This is a genomic window from Christiangramia sp. LLG6405-1 (genome assembly GCF_045055805.1).
GTDB lineage: Bacteria > Bacteroidota > Bacteroidia > Flavobacteriales > Flavobacteriaceae > Christiangramia.
Genome location: NZ_CP159330.1, coordinates 1433509 through 1450039 on the forward strand (window position 1 = coordinate 1433509; position 16531 = coordinate 1450039).

Here is a 16531-nt window from a genome sequence, read left to right on the forward strand (position 1 = left end):
AATACTTCGGTATTCAATAGAATCCTTATTTTCAATTAAATAACCAACCATACTATTGAAATCTAAATTCTTATTTGTCGCTGCGGAAAATGATGCAATTCCACGTTGTAAAGCCGGGGGCATGGGCGATGTAGTAAGGGATGTTCCAAGGCAGATCGCTGCGAGAGGCGACGAAGCAATTGTGATTACTCCATCTTACTCCAGGATCCATCTTCAGGATAGCAATCGTATTTCTGAAATTAAATTCACTTTTAGAGGGGTGCCTCATACCGGTGAGCTTTATGAAGTTCAGGGGAAAAAAGTAATGGAAGGTATACAGCATTTCGTATTTCACCATCACGATATAAAAGCGGGTGATATTGCGCATATTTACTTTAATGATGCTGACCAGCCATTTTTCACAGACGCTAACATATTTTCTCTCTTTTGTTCTGCAGTTGCAGCTACCATAAAAGATGGTGTCTTCGGAGAGATCAATTTTGTTCATTTACACGACTGGCACACCAGCATGTTATTATTCTTGCGAGAATTCGATCCTGAGTATAAACTTCTGCAAAGCATTCGTTTTGTGTATTCGATTCACAACCTGGCAATACAGGGGATAAGACCTTTCAGTAATAATTATTCCTCGGTAGATGCATTTTTTCCAAATGTCCCGTATAATCATGAAGTTTTGATGGATAGAAGATATCCAGATTGTATAAACCTTATGGCTGTTGGAATCAGGCTTGCTGATGCTGTTCATACAGTTTCACCATCTTATATGGAGGATATACAGAAACCGAGTGATCCACCTCACTTTATTGGTGGAGAAGGTCTGGAAGATGACCTTAAAAAGGCAAATCAGGAAAACCGACTTTTTGGAATTCTCAATGGTGCGAATTATACTGATATAAATTCCGTAGAAAAAGGAATACTATTTAGACAATGCATCCGTCGACTTTTTCGATGGTTACAGGAAGAGAACAAGGATTATAAATCACATTACTTAGCGCATACAGGTGAAAAACTTACACGCTGGCAGCAAAAGCAGCCGGATTTTATCTGTAGCAGCGTAGCACGTTTAACGGAGCAGAAGTTCTTTTTCTTCAGGGAGAATCCAGACCTTTTACCAGCTTTAATGAAAAAACTTGAAGAAGTAAATGGCATATATCTTTTGTTAGGTACAGGTGCGCCGGAATACGAAACAATATTTAGAGAAGCTAGCTATCAATACAAGAATTTGATCTTTATCAACGCCCAGTCTGAAAGTGTTATCGATATGCTTTACCAGGAATCTGATCTTTATCTGATGCCAAGTCAGTTCGAGCCTTGTGGAATTAGCCAGATGCTAGCCATGAGAAATGGGCAACCCTGTCTGGTTCATAATACTGGAGGTTTGAAAGACACGGTTATTCATGGAAAAACCGGGTTTAGTTTTGATGGAGAAACTACTGCGGAAAAGACGGCTGACTTTTTAAAGCAGTTCTCCTATGCGGTGGATCTTTTCTTTCAGAATAAAAAAGAATGGAAGAAAATCAAGCAGAATGCTAAAAAACAGCGCTTCACCTGGGATAAATCTGTAGATGCTTATTACGAGTTTCTGTATGAAGCTGATGTTGATTCGGTGAACTGATTTTCTGCTACTTTCGGGTCTAATAACAGGATGCAGGCGGCATATTTTTTCCATATTATTTCCGGAATTATTAAATCAGGCCAGACTTAATCATCAGACTTAGTTAAAATTCACGAAAACGGAAGAAAATAGGGGTATTTCTGAAATTTCGTTAGTCGGCTTAAAATAATTTTAACACTAAAATTCGTAAATTAGCAATCCTTAAAAATTAATCTAAAGAACAATAAATAATATGTCTAAAACAGCAACTTTCGAATTTGACGGAAAGAAATATGAATTTCCCGTTACTGTGGGAACTGAAGATGAAATTGGTATAGATATCAAGACGCTTCGTGGAGAAGCCGGACTTATCACATTGGATCCAGGGTTTAAGAACACTGGTAGCTGTGAAAGTGCGATCACCTTCCTTGATGGTGAGAAAGGAGTGCTTAGATATAGAGGTTATGCAATTGAAGATCTTGCTGAAAAAGCTGATTTTCTTGAAGTAGCTTACCTATTGATTTTTGGTGAGCTTCCAGACAAGTCGCAACTAGAAAAATTCACTAAGGATATCAAAGAACAGTCTCACGTAGATGAAGAAATGAAGAAGATCCTTGATGGTTTTCCTAAGTCTGCGCATCCAATGGGCGTTCTTTCATCATTGACCAGTGCTCTTATTGCATTCAACCCTTCTTCTGTAGATGTTTCTTCAGAAGAGGATATGTACAAAGCAATCGTAAAGATTCTTGGGAAATTCCCGGTACTTGCTGCGTGGACATTGAGAAAGAAAAACAGTCTTCCGCTAAACTATGGAGATGAAGATCTTGGATATGTAGAGAATCTGCATAAGATGATGTTCGAGAAGCCAAATAAATCGTACAGTGCTGATAAAGCGGTAATTGAAGCATTAGATAAGCTATTAATTCTTCATGCAGATCATGAGCAAAACTGTTCTACTTCTACTGTAAGAATGGTAGGTTCATCGCATGCTGGTCTTTTTGCATCTATTTCAGCAGGTATTTCAGCACTATGGGGTCCATTACACGGTGGAGCTAATCAGGCTGTGATCGAAATGCTTGAAAAGATCAAGGAAGATGGTGGTGATACGCATAAGTTCATGCAAAAAGCGAAGGATAAGGAAGATCCATTCCGTTTGATGGGCTTTGGACACAGAGTTTACAAGAACTTCGATCCACGTGCTAAGATCATCAAGAAATCTGCGGATGAAGTATTAGGACAGTTAGGTGTACAAGATCCTGTTCTGGATATCGCAAAAGGGCTGGAGAAAGAAGCTCTTGAGGACGATTACTTCGTAAAAAGAAAATTATATCCTAACGTAGATTTCTATTCAGGAATTATTTATCGTGCATTGGGAATCCCAGTAGAGATGTTCACCGTTATGTTTGCTTTAGGTAGACTTCCAGGATGGATCGCACAATGGAGAGAAATGAGACTTAGAAAAGAGCCAATTGGAAGACCTCGCCAGATTTACATTGGAGAGAATCTTAGAGATTTTAAACCACTTGGAAGCAGATAGTTTTCTGCCATACATATTTTACGAATACCACAAAAAAGCTTCATCATCGTATGAAGCTTTTTTATATTTGACAAAACTTTAGCAATGAAATTGCATATATCAAGTGAAACATCCAGATTACGCGCCGTAGTGCTGGGAACCGCCAGGAGCATTGGGCCTATTCCAACTCTTGAAGAAGCATACGATCCCAAGTCTCAGGAACATATCAAAGCTGGAACCTATCCAACCGAGGAAGATATGGTGGCAGAAATGGATGCTGTAGCCGCAGTGTTGGAGAAGTACGATGTTCAGGTTTTCAGACCTAAGATCATAGAAGATTACAACCAGATATTTACACGGGATATCGCCTTCGTGATCGATGATAAATTTATCAAATCGAATATATTGCCTGACAGGGATCAGGAGATCGAGGCTATTGAGCATGTAATGAAACAGATTGACCCTGCAAAAATCATAACTCTACCCGAGGAAGCTCATATTGAAGGAGGAGATGTGATGCCTATGGGAGATTATATATTTGTTGGGACTTATAAAGGAGAGGATTACCGGAACTTTATCACAGCCAGAACGAATAGACACGCTGTAGATGCCTTAGTAAAAGAATTTCCAGATAAAAAGGTGATTAGCTTTAGTCTTAAGAAAAGCAATCATGTTGCCAAGGATAACGCCTTGCACCTAGATTGTTGCTTCCAGCCTGTAGGCAAGAACAAAGCGATCATTTATAAAGGTGGATTTTTGATAGAAGAAGAATATAACTGGCTTGTTGATTTCTTCGGAAAAGAAAATGTCTATGAGATCACCCGTGATGAAATGTATCATATGAATTCCAATATCTTTTCCATTTCTGAAGATGTGGTAATTTCAGAAAAAGGATTTACACGACTTAATGCATGGTTAAGAGAGCAGGGAATTACCGTAGAGGAAGTGCCTTATGCTGAAATATCTAAACAGGAAGGATTGCTTCGCTGTTCAACTTTACCATTAATCCGCGATTAACAGATAGCTATGAAACAGATTACAGATACCATTTTAATGGTTAGACCGGTAAACTTCAGAATGAATGAACAGACGGCGGTTAACAACTATTTTCAGAAGAAATTAGATAAATCCAATGTAAATAGCCTCGCAACTGAGGAGTTCGACACGTTCGTGAACAAGCTAAGAGACGTGGGAGTAAAGGTGATCGTGGTAGACGATATTAAAGAAGAAGATACTCCAGATTCTATTTTTCCAAACAATTGGGTGTCATTCCACAGCGATGGAGAGATAGCTTTGTATCCAATGTTTGCTGAAAACAGGCGTAAGGAAAGACGACTGGAATATTTCTCCAAACTGGAGGAGGCTGGTCTTAAGATCAATAATATCGTAGATTATACTTCTGCAGAAGAAGATGATATTTTCCTTGAAGGAACTGGAAGTTTAATCCTGGATCGAGTAAATCAAAAAGCATATTGTGCGATTTCACCACGTGCAGATGAAGATCTGGTCATCGAGTTTTGTGAGGATTTCGAATATACACCGGTAATTTTTAATGCCTATCAGAGTGTAAAGGACAAGCGACTTCCAATCTATCATACCAATGTAATGATGTGTCTAGCTGAAGAATTTGCGGTTATTAGCCTTGATACAATCGATGACAAGAAAGAACGCAAAAATGTTGTAAAACATCTTAAAATGGATGGTAAAGAAATCATATCCATCAGTGAGGAACAGATGCACGAATTTGCTGGTAACATGTTACAGGTTCAGGGAGCTCAAGAAAAGTTTCTAGTAATGAGTGCCCGTGCACACAGGAGTCTTAATCCGGAACAGGTGAAAACTTTAGAAAAGCACTGTAAGATCTTAAGTTCTGAGATCGAGACTATTGAAACCTGTGGAGGTGGAAGTGCTCGATGCATGATGGCTGAGGTTTTTTTACCTAAAGCCTGATTTTCGCTAACTTCTCTTTTGTAGAAGTTTTTTGCTGAAGTGGAAGATGATTATTACGCTTAATATGGCAAATGGAAGGGAACTGATGATCAGGAATTTTTGCATTGCCGTAAGTACATTGGAATCTGGTTTCGTATGACCGAGTACAATAATTGCTTCACAAAAAATAAATATTAATACCGCCCATACCAGGCGGTATTTCTTTTTTGGTTCTGTATTTCCTTTGTCTGTAAACATACTGAGAACAAAGATGGCCGAGTCTACTGAAGTAACCAGGAAACTAACTAATAGCAATATGACTACGAAACTGGATACGGCAGGTAAAGGATAATTTTCAAAAAAGATAAATAGTGAAGTAAATACATTGCTGAACTCGTCTTTGTAAGTAGTTATATCTCCAATGATTTCAAATGCAGAAGTGCCAAAAACACTAAACCAGAAGAAACTCCCCAATGAAGGTATTAATAGCACTCCAAAGATCAACTCTCTGATGCTTCTTCCTTTCGAGATCCTAGCTATAAATACACCAGTAAAAGGCGCCCAGGCCAACCAGAATGCCCAGTAATAGTAGGTCCAATCGGTAAGAAATTGCTTTCCTGGATCCATATTTCCGCCAGCAAGACTAAGCGGAATAAAATCGAAAACATAGTGATATAAGGAATTCAGGAAATTGGAGATAATTTCAGGGATGTTTCCCAGTACGAAAACAAATAATAGCAATAAAATAGTGATATAAATATTCCAGTTGGAGATCCTTTTTATACCCTTATTTACACCAGCCCAAGCCGAGAAGAAGGCCAGTACGCATATAACAAGAACGAGTAACAAGTTCATTAATAAGTTCCCGGGATCTTTTGATTGCAAATGGCTTATTCCTCCTTCTATTTGCGAAGTTCCGAGTCCAATCGCTGCGACGAGACCGATTACGGTAGTTAGAATAGTTAGAACGTCAATTGATTTTCCCCAGCGATTACTATGAAATACTTTGAAACTGGAACTTAGCCGTATATCCTGTTTTTCTACAAATAAGCTGTAAGCAATGATCAATGCAAATAATCCATAGAATGCCCACGCAGTAAAACCCCATTGATAAAATGTGTATTCCAGAGAAATGATCTCTGCAGGAGAACCTGTATCTAGCGGAGGATTTAAATACATATAAACCGGTTCCTGAACAGCCCTCAGTAAAATCCCTGCACCCATTCCGGCGCTATAAAGCATAGCGATCCACGATAACCTGTCATACTCCGGCGGAGATTTTCCTAATCTTGTCTTTCCGATTTTTGAAATGGCAATGACAAGCAGAAATAAAACGCAGCCTAAACCAAGCCATAGATAAAAGGTTCCGAAGTATTCGCGAACCCATAAAGATCCATGTTCTATAGCTTCATAAAATGTGTCTGTAAATAGAAAGATCAAAATCGATCCTGATAATAATATCGAAGCAGAGAAGGTGAGTACTTTATTTCTAAACAATTCTTTCATTGAACTTACACAGAGCTGCCCTTAAGATTTTCTTCCAGAAGGGCCATAAGCGATCTTATTGATCATTCCTTCAAATATAAAAAAATGAAACGGGTACATCGCATACCAGTATGCACGGCCTAAGAGTCCTTTTGGTCTGAACGTGGCATTTTGATGCAGAAAATTGTTCTCATCGATCTTAAATTCCAGCCAGGCTTCCCCAGGAACCTTCATTTCCGCAAATAACAGTAGCCGTTTTTCTTCTTTATCAGCCAGTAAAACTCTCCAGAAATCGAGAGAATCACCCGCATGAAGTTTTGTTGCATGCGTGCGCCCTCTGCGAAGTCCAACACCGCCAGCAAGTTTATCCAGGTAGCCTCTAATTTTCCAGAGCCAGTTTCCATAATACCATCCGGTTAGACCACCAATAGCCCATACTCTTTCAAGTACTTCTTCAGTATCGTTTATTTCCTTGGATTTCTTATCCTGCATACACCCATATTTGGGTATCTGTATGTATTTATTCAGCTCTCTGCGAAAACGACCGCTACTCATGCTATCTTTCCAGCTAGAGATGACTTCATTCTGTTCGATTTTGTAAAAAGCCATTCTAATGGCTTCTTTATACGGAATAAGGTCAACGTTTAGAAGTTCTTGTAAGCGTGTATCTTTTGTGATGACTTCTACAGACATACTATCTACCAGGTTCTGTGCAAGTTTATAGGATGTTGAGGTTACAAAATAAAGCCAGTATGAACTCAATTTTGGAGACATGATGGGAACACGAAGTATCCAGAGCTTTAATTTTCTGACCTCTGCATATTGTAGCATCATTTCCTTATAGGTGAGAATATCGGGACCGCCAATGTCATAGGATTCGTTATAGCAGTCCTCGCAGCCAATAACCCGAATGAGATATTGGATCACATTTCTTATAGCAATTGGTTGTATACGCGTGTCTACCCATTTAGGCGTTACCATTACCGGTAACTTTTCACAAAGATCGCGTATGATCTCAAAAGATGAACTTCCACTACCAACGATGATGGCAGCACGGAGTACCGTAACATTAAATTCTCCTTTGTATAGAATTTCCTCAACGGCCTTGCGTGATTTTAGATGTTTGGATAGTTCTTCTTCATTAATAATCCCGCTCAGATAGATCACCTGTTCTACAGAAGTTTCAGCCATCATCTTATTAAAGTTCGTAGCGGCTTGAGCTTCCTGTTTGTCAAAATCTTCGGTAGAGCCGGTCATCGAGTGGATGAGATAATAGGCGGCATCGATGTTTTTGATAGCTTCCGGAGCTTTTGTGTCTTCAAGATAATCGATCTCTACGATCTCCACTTTTTCCCGGAGTTCCTCGTTGGAAGTAAATCTGTGTTTGTTTCGAACTGCGCAAATTACATCATGGCCCTGTTCAAGTAATTGAGGCAGAAGCCTCATGCCAATGTAACCGTTAGCACCGGTAAGTAGTATGCGCATTTGAGAAATTTGATCTTCAAATTATAAATTAAATTGCTACTTTCACCTGAGATTAGTAAAACTTTATTAAATGAATAACGTGCTTAAATTTGTTCTGCTCATCATTGGGATAGGGCTAATTGGCTATGGGTTGTATGATATTCTAACCCCCGAATTTTCTATCGATGCTGGACCACTTCAGGTCGAAGCTCATGGTGATAACACACAATCTTATGCAATGATCGCATTTGGAGTGCTAGCTCTGGTAGGAGGCCTGGCATTTGGTAAGCGTTAATTACTGACTTATTGTTCGGAAAATATTGATCACAGAGGAACTTATATATTCAATTCCAATGGCGATCACAATAAAACCTATGATCCTGGAAATAGCGTTGATCCCAGATGCGCCAAGCATGGAAACTATATAATAGGCGCTTCTGAGAACCAGCAGCGTAGCTAAACAAACACTAAAAATTGCTCCTACCGCAATCAGTTTCTCATTCCAGGTTGCATATTCCTCGTATAATCCAATCAAAAACGATATGGAACCAGGGCCGGCAAGCATAGGAATGGCGAGTGGTGTAAGCGATACGCCGTCACGCTGAAAAGCGTCTTCCTGAACCTTCGGTTTATCCATACCTTTATGTTTAGCAAAAGAACCGGTTAGCAAGGCAAAACCAGAAGTAGTGATAATAAGGCCGCCAGCAATTCTTAAAGAATCGAGGCTTATTCCGAAGAAATTGAGGATATATCTACCAGTAAAAAAACTGATAAGCAAGATCACAAAAATATTGATGGCAGTAAGCAGCGAAGTACGAGACCGTTCAGATTTTGTGTCCTCTTTGGTAAGTCCAACGAAAATAGGGACAGTACCCAGGGGATTGATTACCGAGAACAAAGCGGCGAAAACATAAATGAATAGTTCCATTGATTTTTTTTCCGCAAATGTGCATCGATAAACGTTTTACTACGGAAAATTGAAATCAATTTTAGGTTAACGAATTGTATCTAAATTCGCCCAATATTACTCATTTATAGATCATCGATCTGCGTAGGAGCATTATCGGTCTTGTAATTGATGATCTTCTGGAAGAACTTATGAATACCTGGCTTGTCTGCTTTAACCTTGATAAAATGATGATCCCTGTAAATACTGTATTCTTCAGCTTTTCCTTTATATAGATTTAATTTATAATAAGGAATCACGAGAGCGTAAGTTTCAAGTAGTGATCTAAACATTACGATAATTCCGCTGCCTCTCATTTCCACATTACAAACATTTGCATTATTATCTAAAATGAGCAGGTTGTAGATTTCTATACTGGAGGAAGTTATCTGTAATTTAGGAGATCCTGAGCCACGAAGTTTGACCCGTTCCATCAGCGTAAATGGTTTTCCTACTTCAGCACTAATCTTTTCTGAGATCGCAGGACGATTGTAAGAGATATTAATTAGCATTTCTTTTTTCCTAAATATAAGGATTTGCGCTAAAAGGCTGGCGACCGGAACTTCAATTCTTTTTATCTTTGCGCACTTAATAGAATACAAAACAGGCCTAAAAGCATTGAAAATGACCATAGAACAAATTCTTGCAGCAAAAGTTAAGGAAGCAGTTACCAAACATTACGAGGTGGAAGCTCCAACCATTGAGTTCCAGCCTACACGCAAGGATTTTGAAGGAGATATAACCCTGGTTGTATTCCCAATGCTGAAACAAATAAAGACCAATCCGGCTCAGCTAGCAGAAAACATTGGTAGCTATTTAAAAGCAGAGGTAACTGAAGTAGCAGATTATAACGTAGTAAAGGGATTCCTCAACATCGTGATAAGCGATGCTTACTATATCAATTTCTTTAATGAAATTACAGGTCGATCAGATTTTGGAGTGTTATTACCTCAAAGTGATGCCAGCGGGATCATGATCGAGTATAGTTCCCCGAACACGAACAAACCTTTACATCTTGGTCATATTCGAAATAATCTCTTAGGTTTTTCTGTAGCTGAAATCTTGAAGGCTGCGGGAAATACTGTCCACAAAGTACAGGTGATCAACGACCGTGGAATACATATTTGCAAGTCTATGGTGGCCTGGCAGAAATTTGGAAATGAAGAAACGCCAGAATCTACCGGTCTAAAAGGTGATAAACTGGTTGGGAACTATTATGTAAGATTCGATCAGGAATACAAAAAGGAGATCGCTGAATTAAAGGATCAGGGAAAATCTGAAGACGAAGCAAAGGCGGAAGCACCAATTTTTGTAGAAGCTCAGCAAATGTTACGAAACTGGGAGGCGAACGATCCCGAGGTTGTAAAATTATGGTCTACCATGAACCAATGGGTTTATGATGGTTTTGAAAAGACCTATGATGCTCTGGGAGTCGATTTCGATAAGAACTATTACGAAAGTGAAACTTACCTTTTAGGTAAGGATAACGTGATGAAAGGCCTGGAAGATGGAGTTTTTTATCAGAAGGCTGATGGCAGTGTCTGGATCGATCTAAGCGACGAAGGTCTTGATGAGAAGATCGTACTTAGAAGCGATGGAACTGCAGTTTATATGACGCAGGATATTGGAACGGCTATCCAGAGATTTGCCGATTTCGATATCAATCAAATGGTATATACAGTAGGGAATGAACAGGAATATCATTTTAAAGTATTATTTCTAATTCTGAAGAAATTAGGCTACGACTGGGCAGATGCTCTTTATCATTTAAGTTACGGAATGGTGGATCTTCCAAGTGGTAAAATGAAAAGCCGTGAAGGAACTGTTGTAGATGCAGATGATCTTATCAAGGAAATGACTGAAACGGCTCGTACTATTTCTGAAGACCTTGGGAAACTTGATGGTTATTCAGATTCAGAAAAAGAAGAGCTTTATAGAATCATTGGTCTTGGAGCCCTCAAATATTATATTCTGAAAGTGGATCCTCGAAAAAGAATTCTTTTTAATCCTGAAGAATCTGTAGACTTCCAGGGTAATACGGGACCTTTTATTCAATATACGTATGCGAGAATTCAGTCGATCCTGAGAAAAGCTGACTTTGATACTGCTGCGAAGCTTTCCGAAGATTTTAAATTTCACGAGAAGGAGAAGGAGTTGATCAAGCAATTACAGTTATTCCCGGAAACCATTGCATTGGCAGCAGATAATCATTCACCTGCGCTAATTGCCAATTATACGTATGAACTGGTAAAATCCTTCAATTCATTCTATCAAAATGTACAGATACTTGGTATTGACGATGAAGCTGAAAAAGTTTTCAGAGTACAACTTTCAGGAGCTGTAGCCAGCGTGATCAAATCTGCTTTCAAGCTACTTGGAATCGAAGTGCCAGAACGCATGTAATTGCGATCGTGTAGAAGCGATATTTAAGAAGATGGACTTTATACTTCAGCTTCAAATCATTAAATTTGCAATTCGCTGCCAGTCAGCAAGAGAATAAAACCACAGGAAAAATTATGTTTGATAATTTAAGCGATAAGTTAGATAATGCCTTTCACGTCCTCAAAGGACACGGGCAGATCACCGAGATAAATGTTGCGGAAAGCCTTAAAGAGGTTAGACGTGCTTTAGTTGATGCCGATGTTAACTACAAGATTGCCAAGGAATTTACCAGTACGGTGAAGGAAAAGGCGATGGGACAGGATGTACTTAAGACATTGAAACCAGGCCAGTTAATGGTGAAACTTGTTAAAGACGAGTTGACTCAGCTAATGGGAGGTGAAGCTGAAGGAATTAATTTAAGTGGCGATCCATCTATTATCCTTATGTCTGGTTTGCAGGGTAGTGGTAAGACAACTTTCTCCGGTAAACTCGCAAATTTCCTGAAAAATAAAAAAACTAAAAAACCTCTATTGGTAGCCTGTGATGTTTATCGTCCGGCTGCGATCAATCAGCTGCACGTTGTTGGAGAACAGATTGGAGTGGAAGTATTTTCAGATGAAGGAAATCAGGATCCGGTGGCGATCTCTAAAGCGGCAATTGCCTATGCTAAGGAGAATGGTCATAATGTAGTGATCATTGATACCGCGGGTCGACTTGCTGTAGATGAAGCGATGATGACCGAGATTTCCAATATTCACAAAGCGATCCAACCTCAGGAAACATTATTTGTAGTGGATTCCATGACGGGTCAGGATGCTGTAAATACGGCCAAAACATTTAACGAGCGCCTTAATTTTGATGGTGTTATCCTTACTAAACTGGATGGTGATACTCGTGGTGGTGCAGCGATTTCTATTAAATCTGTTGTAAACAAACCAATTAAGTTTATTGGTACGGGTGAGAAAATGGATGCGATCGATATATTCTATCCTTCGCGTATGGCAGACAGGATCCTTGGAATGGGGGATGTTGTTTCGCTTGTAGAAAGAGCTCAGGAGCAATATGATGAAGAAGAAGCTAGAAAACTTCAGAAGAAGATTGCTAAAAATAAATTCGGTTTTGATGATTTTCTGAATCAACTTCAGCAGATCAAAAAAATGGGATCTATGAAAGATCTTTTGGGAATGATACCTGGAGCTGGAAAAATGCTAAAGGATGTAGACATTGATGATGATGCATTCAAGGGAATTGAAGCAATCATTCACTCGATGACTCCACTGGAAAGAAGTGAGCCAAAAGTTATCAATGCCAGCCGTAAGAAAAGAATTGCTAAAGGTTCTGGTACAACAGTTCAGGAAGTAAATCAATTACTTAAGCAATTTAATCAAATGGGTAAAATGATGAAGATGATGCAAGGCGGCGGAGGCCGAAAAATGATGCAAATGATGAAGGGAATGAATTAATTCCCTTTTTTTAATACAACGCAAACACAACACACAATGACAATACTCGATGGTAAACAGGTTAGTAGCGATATCAAAAATGAGATCGCTGCTGAAGTTACCAAGCTAAAATCTCGTGGAGAGAAAGTACCCCATCTTGCTGCGATCATCGTAGGAAAGGATGGTGCAAGTTTAACTTATGTGAACAGTAAAGTAAAGGCCTGTGAAAGAGTAGGATTTCAATCTTCACTTTACAGAATGCCGCATACTGTAAGTGAGATCGAGCTGCTGGATAAGATTCAGGAACTTAACGAGAATGATGATATTGACGGATTCATAGTTCAGCTCCCATTGCCACCACAAATCGATACCCAAAAGGTGTTAAATGCAGTTGATCCAGATAAAGACGTGGATGGATTTCACCCTACGAACTTCGGAAAAATGGCATTGGATATGACCACCTTTATTCCTGCAACTCCGTTTGGAATACTGGAACTTCTGGAACGTTATGACATTCCTACGAAAGGAAAGCATACAGTGGTGATAGGAAGAAGTTATATTGTGGGTAGACCTATGAGCATCTTAATGGGACGTAGTGGTTTTCCCGGTAATTCCACGGTAACCTTAACGCATGAGTTTACGAAAAATATCACGCAGGTAACTTCGCAGGCAGATATAATTATCATCGCAGTAGGAATTCCAGATTTTCTTAAGGCTGAAATGATTAAAGACGATGCTGTTATTATTGATGTAGGAATTACCAGAGTACCAGATGATAATACAGAAAAAGGTTATGTCATCAAGGGAGATGTAGATTTTGAAAACGTAAGCAAAAGAGCTTCATATATTACACCGGTTCCTGGTGGAGTAGGGCCAATGACGGTTTCGATGTTACTTAAAAATACACTTCTTGCAAGGGAGAGACATAAAAAAAGAGCAGATATTAAGTTGTTAGAACGATAAAAAAAAGAGGGAATTTAATTCCCTCTTTTTTTTTATGCTTCCTTCTCAATTTTCCAGTCGAGATAATTGTGAAGATCAGATTCTATAAATCTCAATCCAAAAGTAAAAATTGCCATATCATCAATATATCCCAGACCTGGAATAAAATCTGGTATAATATCAAGTGGATTCAAAATATAAAGAAAGGAGAATGCAACAGTGGCAATGGTGAACCAGGGCACTTTACTATAAACTCCTTTTCTATAATCTTTCAGCATCCCGTACATGAGCTTCGCCAGCTCGCTATATTTCTGTAGTAACCCGGAATTGTTGATCTTATCATCAACTTTATCCTGGCTATCCATAGCGATACTTACATCATTGTCGTCGATCTTTGTTACTTCAGTTTTAAAGTAATCTTCATCTATTTTTTTCTTTAGGTTTCCAAACATAGTTTTTCTTTTAGTTATAATCGGTGGTGAGCATTTCCATACTCTTTCTTGTAGATCTTCAGAATTAATAAGAATAAGGACACCAATAATGGTCCAAATATCAATCCTATAAATCCGAATAGCGGTACTCCCACGATCACCCCGAAAAGCGTGATCAATGGATGAACACTCGCCAGTTTTTCAAGTATATAAAGTCGTATAATATTATCTGTTGAGCCTACAACGACTAGTCCGTAAATAAGTAAAGCTATTGCCTGGAAATCATTTCCCTGTGCGAATAAGAGAATGACCGCGGGCAGAACTCCAATGGCTGTTCCTATAAAGGGTATCATGGAACCTATTGCCGTAATCACGAACCAGAAAAAAGGATCTGGAACTCCAAATATCAAGTAACCTATCAGTGCGATCACACCCTGAACGACTGCTACCAATGGAATTCCCAAAGCGTTACTTCTAACCAATTGATCACTTTCATCGCCAATCACCCGAATATTATCCTTTCCTAATGGAATATAATCGATCAGGGAATGTCGCATTGATTTCTGATTCATTAGCATATAATACAGCATGAAATACATGATCCCAATCGCAATGAAGGCATCAAATGTTCCACCAGCAAGATTCTGAAGATTAGACGAGAGCCATCCGGTAATTGCTGAAGTATCTATACTTTCGCTAATGTTATAACCTATGTATTCTTCGGCTATATATAATTGATCTTTTAGAGCACTTAGTACCCGTTCGGAATTTGCAACGGCTTTTCCTATTTTACTGGTAAGCATAATCGCAATTAGGGTTACCGGTACCAGGATGCCAATAATACTTCCGGTCATTAAAAGTGTAGCTGCTAAAGCTGGTTTCCATCCTCGGTGGACCAATTTCTTTTGCCAACCTTTCATAAGTACATAAAGCGTAACCGCACCCAGAACTCCAGAGAGGTAAGGAATAACCTCCCTAAAGATCAATACTGAAAGGAACAGTATTAATAGTAATACAAAAATTTGCCGTACAAGTGACGGTTTCAGTTTATCCATTTGGTTGGTTGGTGATGAATAAAGGTTATTAACTCGCGAACAACTGACTCATATCTTTAAATGCTTTGAACTCCAATGCATTTCCGCAGGGATCTTTAAAAAACATGGTGGCCTGTTCGCCTGGTTTGCCTTCGAACCTGATATAAGGCTCTATGACAAAATCAATATTTTTACGTTTTAGGAGACCAGCAAATTCATGAAAAACGTCCCATTGTAATACTACCCCAAAATGAGGAACTGGAACATCCTTCCCATCTACAGGATTGGAAGTTGAGCTGGCAGTTTCCTGTGGATCCTGATAATGAATTACCAGCTGGTGTCCAAAAAAATTGAAATCCACCCAGTGATCACTACTACGGCCTTCGCCACAACCTAAAGTTTCTTTGTAAAATTTTCTACAGGACTCCAGATCAGAAACTGGAATCGCTAAATGAAATGGCTGTACTTTCATAAAATTAAGATTGGTTGGTTCAAAATTATGAACGCAAAAGGTTCATGATCTAAAATTAACAAGAACTACCAATATTAATACATGAGACAGCCTAATTCTGTGTTAAGATTTGTGGATTCTGGGACGCTTTTTCTTCTCGCTTTGACTATCGTCAAGCACAGAGCCCTCTTCGGTTTTGGTAGATTCGCCAGTGAGTCCGTTGATAGTATCAAGCTCTTCCTTCGTAAGATCACGCCATTCACCCACCGGAATATCCAGGGAAACGTTCATGATCCGTACCCTTTTCAAAGAGGTCACTTCGTAGTCTAAATATTCACACATTCTACGAATCTGCCGGTTTAATCCCTGTGTAAGAATGATCTTGAAAGTATTTCTACCAAGTTTTTCCACGTCACATTCCCTAGTTACCGTATCCAGAATAGGTATTCCTGAAGACATTTTCTGTATAAAATCTGATGTAACCGGTTTGTTGACAGAAACTACATATTCTTTCTCGTGATTATTCCGTGCTCGTAAGATCTTATTCACGATATCTCCATCGTTAGTAAGAAAGATAAGGCCTTCACTAGGTTTATCTAAACGGCCGATAGGGAATATTCGTTTTGGATAATTTATGTAATCAACAATGTTATCTTTTTCGACTCGAGTATCAGTAGTGCAAACGATTCCTACGGGTTTATTAAAAGCGATATAGACATTAGGTTCTTTTAATTCGGCTTTGGATACAGGTTCTCCATTCACTTTAACTACATCTCCCGGTTTTACCTTGGTTCCCATTTCTGGAACTACGTCATTTATCGTGATGCGACCCTGGTCAATTAATTTGTCTGCCTCTCTTCGGGAACAATATCCTAACTGACTCAAATATTTATTAATGCGAACTTCTTCTGCCAT

General features: G+C 39.0%; 16 protein-coding genes. 8 read left to right on the plus strand and 8 right to left on the minus strand.

All coding sequences use genetic code 11. The features are described 5' to 3' along the window. Positions 1 to 55: 55 nt before the first annotated feature. The 4 genes from ABVM50_RS06620 (at position 56) to ctlX (ending at position 5060) form a co-directional block, all read left to right on the plus strand. Positions 56 to 1615: a glycogen synthase gene (locus tag ABVM50_RS06620; protein WP_405200479.1), complete on the plus strand. Its 1560-nt coding sequence runs from the start codon at positions 56 to 58 to the stop codon at positions 1613 to 1615. 232 nt (positions 1616 to 1847) lie between these two features. Next, the gene (locus ABVM50_RS06625; protein ID WP_141876854.1) at positions 1848 to 3131 is read left to right on the plus strand and encodes a citrate synthase; all 1284 of its coding nucleotides are present in this window, start codon (positions 1848 to 1850) and stop codon (positions 3129 to 3131) included. Between the two features lie 84 nt (positions 3132 to 3215). Further along, complete coding sequence (locus ABVM50_RS06630) at positions 3216 to 4127, plus strand: dimethylarginine dimethylaminohydrolase family protein (protein WP_405200480.1); 912 nt, start codon at positions 3216 to 3218, stop codon at positions 4125 to 4127. A 9-nt stretch (positions 4128 to 4136) separates the two neighbouring features. Beyond that, on the plus strand, positions 4137 to 5060 hold the full coding sequence (gene ctlX / locus ABVM50_RS06635) for a citrulline utilization hydrolase CtlX (protein ID WP_405200481.1): 924 nt from the start codon (positions 4137 to 4139) through the stop codon (positions 5058 to 5060). 6 nt (positions 5061 to 5066) lie between these two features. Here ctlX and ABVM50_RS06640 read toward each other — a convergent pair whose 3' ends face one another. After that, entirely contained in the window at positions 5067 to 6545 is a 1479-nt protein-coding gene (locus ABVM50_RS06640) for a BCCT family transporter (RefSeq protein ID WP_405200482.1), read from the minus strand. Positions 6546 to 6566: 21 nt separating this feature from the next. Then, the gene (locus ABVM50_RS06645; protein WP_405200483.1) at positions 6567 to 8009 is read right to left on the minus strand and encodes an SDR family oxidoreductase; all 1443 of its coding nucleotides are present in this window, start codon (positions 8007 to 8009) and stop codon (positions 6567 to 6569) included. 70 nt (positions 8010 to 8079) lie between these two features. Between ABVM50_RS06645 and ABVM50_RS06650 the strand changes: the two genes are divergently transcribed. Next, positions 8080 to 8283 (plus strand): hypothetical protein, encoded by a 204-nt coding sequence (locus ABVM50_RS06650; RefSeq protein ID WP_295182145.1) that lies wholly within the window; start codon positions 8080 to 8082, stop codon positions 8281 to 8283. Here ABVM50_RS06650 and ABVM50_RS06655 read toward each other — a convergent pair whose 3' ends face one another. After that, positions 8284 to 8916 carry a MarC family protein gene (locus ABVM50_RS06655; protein ID WP_405200484.1) on the minus strand — a complete coding sequence of 211 codons (633 nt, stop codon included), beginning with the start codon at positions 8914 to 8916 and terminating at the stop codon, positions 8284 to 8286. It lies immediately after the preceding gene. 104 nt (positions 8917 to 9020) lie between these two features. After that, entirely contained in the window at positions 9021 to 9446 is a 426-nt protein-coding gene (locus ABVM50_RS06660) for a hypothetical protein (RefSeq protein WP_405200485.1), read from the minus strand. A 112-nt stretch (positions 9447 to 9558) separates the two neighbouring features. On the opposite strand from ABVM50_RS06660, the gene argS reads away from it, so the two are divergent. The 3 genes from argS (at position 9559) to ABVM50_RS06675 (ending at position 13721) form a co-directional block, all read left to right on the plus strand. Further along, positions 9559 to 11337, plus strand: coding sequence for an arginine--tRNA ligase (argS, locus tag ABVM50_RS06665; RefSeq protein WP_405200486.1), 1779 nt, complete (start codon positions 9559 to 9561; stop codon positions 11335 to 11337). Positions 11338 to 11450: 113 nt separating this feature from the next. Beyond that, positions 11451 to 12779 carry a signal recognition particle protein gene (ffh, locus tag ABVM50_RS06670; protein ID WP_405200690.1) on the plus strand — a complete coding sequence of 443 codons (1329 nt, stop codon included), beginning with the start codon at positions 11451 to 11453 and terminating at the stop codon, positions 12777 to 12779. 36 nt (positions 12780 to 12815) lie between these two features. After that, the gene (locus tag ABVM50_RS06675) at positions 12816 to 13721 is read left to right on the plus strand and encodes a bifunctional 5,10-methylenetetrahydrofolate dehydrogenase/5,10-methenyltetrahydrofolate cyclohydrolase (RefSeq protein ID WP_405200487.1); all 906 of its coding nucleotides are present in this window, start codon (positions 12816 to 12818) and stop codon (positions 13719 to 13721) included. Positions 13722 to 13753: 32 nt separating this feature from the next. Here ABVM50_RS06675 and ABVM50_RS06680 read toward each other — a convergent pair whose 3' ends face one another. The 4 genes from ABVM50_RS06680 to rluF all read right to left on the minus strand — a co-directional run bounded on the left by ABVM50_RS06680 (position 13754) and on the right by rluF (position 16531). Further along, on the minus strand, positions 13754 to 14152 hold the full coding sequence (locus ABVM50_RS06680) for a YkvA family protein (RefSeq protein ID WP_141876865.1): 399 nt from the start codon (positions 14150 to 14152) through the stop codon (positions 13754 to 13756). A 14-nt stretch (positions 14153 to 14166) separates the two neighbouring features. Then, positions 14167 to 15186 carry an AI-2E family transporter gene (locus ABVM50_RS06685; RefSeq protein ID WP_405200488.1) on the minus strand — a complete coding sequence of 340 codons (1020 nt, stop codon included), beginning with the start codon at positions 15184 to 15186 and terminating at the stop codon, positions 14167 to 14169. A 28-nt stretch (positions 15187 to 15214) separates the two neighbouring features. Continuing rightward, positions 15215 to 15637 carry a VOC family protein gene (locus ABVM50_RS06690; RefSeq protein WP_405200489.1) on the minus strand — a complete coding sequence of 141 codons (423 nt, stop codon included), beginning with the start codon at positions 15635 to 15637 and terminating at the stop codon, positions 15215 to 15217. A 102-nt stretch (positions 15638 to 15739) separates the two neighbouring features. Beyond that, positions 15740 to 16531 (minus strand): 23S rRNA pseudouridine(2604) synthase RluF, encoded by a 792-nt coding sequence (gene rluF, locus ABVM50_RS06695; protein WP_299156602.1) that lies wholly within the window; start codon positions 16529 to 16531, stop codon positions 15740 to 15742.

What these genes read in the sequence shown, in the direction of transcription:
- ABVM50_RS06625 (WP_141876854.1), top strand. Translation starts at nt 1,848, where the DNA reads ATGTCTAAAACAGCAACTTTCGAATTTGACGGAAAGAAATATGAATTT.
- ABVM50_RS06630 (WP_405200480.1), top strand. Translation starts at nt 3,216, where the DNA reads ATGAAATTGCATATATCAAGTGAAACATCCAGATTACGCGCCGTAGTG.
- ctlX (WP_405200481.1), top strand. Translation starts at nt 4,137, where the DNA reads ATGAAACAGATTACAGATACCATTTTAATGGTTAGACCGGTAAACTTC.
- ABVM50_RS06640 (WP_405200482.1), bottom strand. Translation starts at nt 6,545, where the DNA reads ATGAAAGAATTGTTTAGAAATAAAGTACTCACCTTCTCTGCTTCGATA.
- ABVM50_RS06645 (WP_405200483.1), bottom strand. Translation starts at nt 8,009, where the DNA reads ATGCGCATACTACTTACCGGTGCTAACGGTTACATTGGCATGAGGCTT.
- ABVM50_RS06650 (WP_295182145.1), top strand. Translation starts at nt 8,080, where the DNA reads ATGAATAACGTGCTTAAATTTGTTCTGCTCATCATTGGGATAGGGCTA.
- ABVM50_RS06655 (WP_405200484.1), bottom strand. Translation starts at nt 8,916, where the DNA reads ATGGAACTATTCATTTATGTTTTCGCCGCTTTGTTCTCGGTAATCAAT.
- ABVM50_RS06660 (WP_405200485.1), bottom strand. Translation starts at nt 9,446, where the DNA reads ATGCTAATTAATATCTCTTACAATCGTCCTGCGATCTCAGAAAAGATT.
- argS (WP_405200486.1), top strand. Translation starts at nt 9,559, where the DNA reads ATGACCATAGAACAAATTCTTGCAGCAAAAGTTAAGGAAGCAGTTACC.
- ffh (WP_405200690.1), top strand. Translation starts at nt 11,451, where the DNA reads ATGTTTGATAATTTAAGCGATAAGTTAGATAATGCCTTTCACGTCCTC.
- ABVM50_RS06675 (WP_405200487.1), top strand. Translation starts at nt 12,816, where the DNA reads ATGACAATACTCGATGGTAAACAGGTTAGTAGCGATATCAAAAATGAG.
- ABVM50_RS06680 (WP_141876865.1), bottom strand. Translation starts at nt 14,152, where the DNA reads ATGTTTGGAAACCTAAAGAAAAAAATAGATGAAGATTACTTTAAAACT.
- ABVM50_RS06685 (WP_405200488.1), bottom strand. Translation starts at nt 15,186, where the DNA reads ATGGATAAACTGAAACCGTCACTTGTACGGCAAATTTTTGTATTACTA.
- ABVM50_RS06690 (WP_405200489.1), bottom strand. Translation starts at nt 15,637, where the DNA reads ATGAAAGTACAGCCATTTCATTTAGCGATTCCAGTTTCTGATCTGGAG.
- rluF (WP_299156602.1), bottom strand. Translation starts at nt 16,531, where the DNA reads ATGGCAGAAGAAGTTCGCATTAATAAATATTTGAGTCAGTTAGGATAT.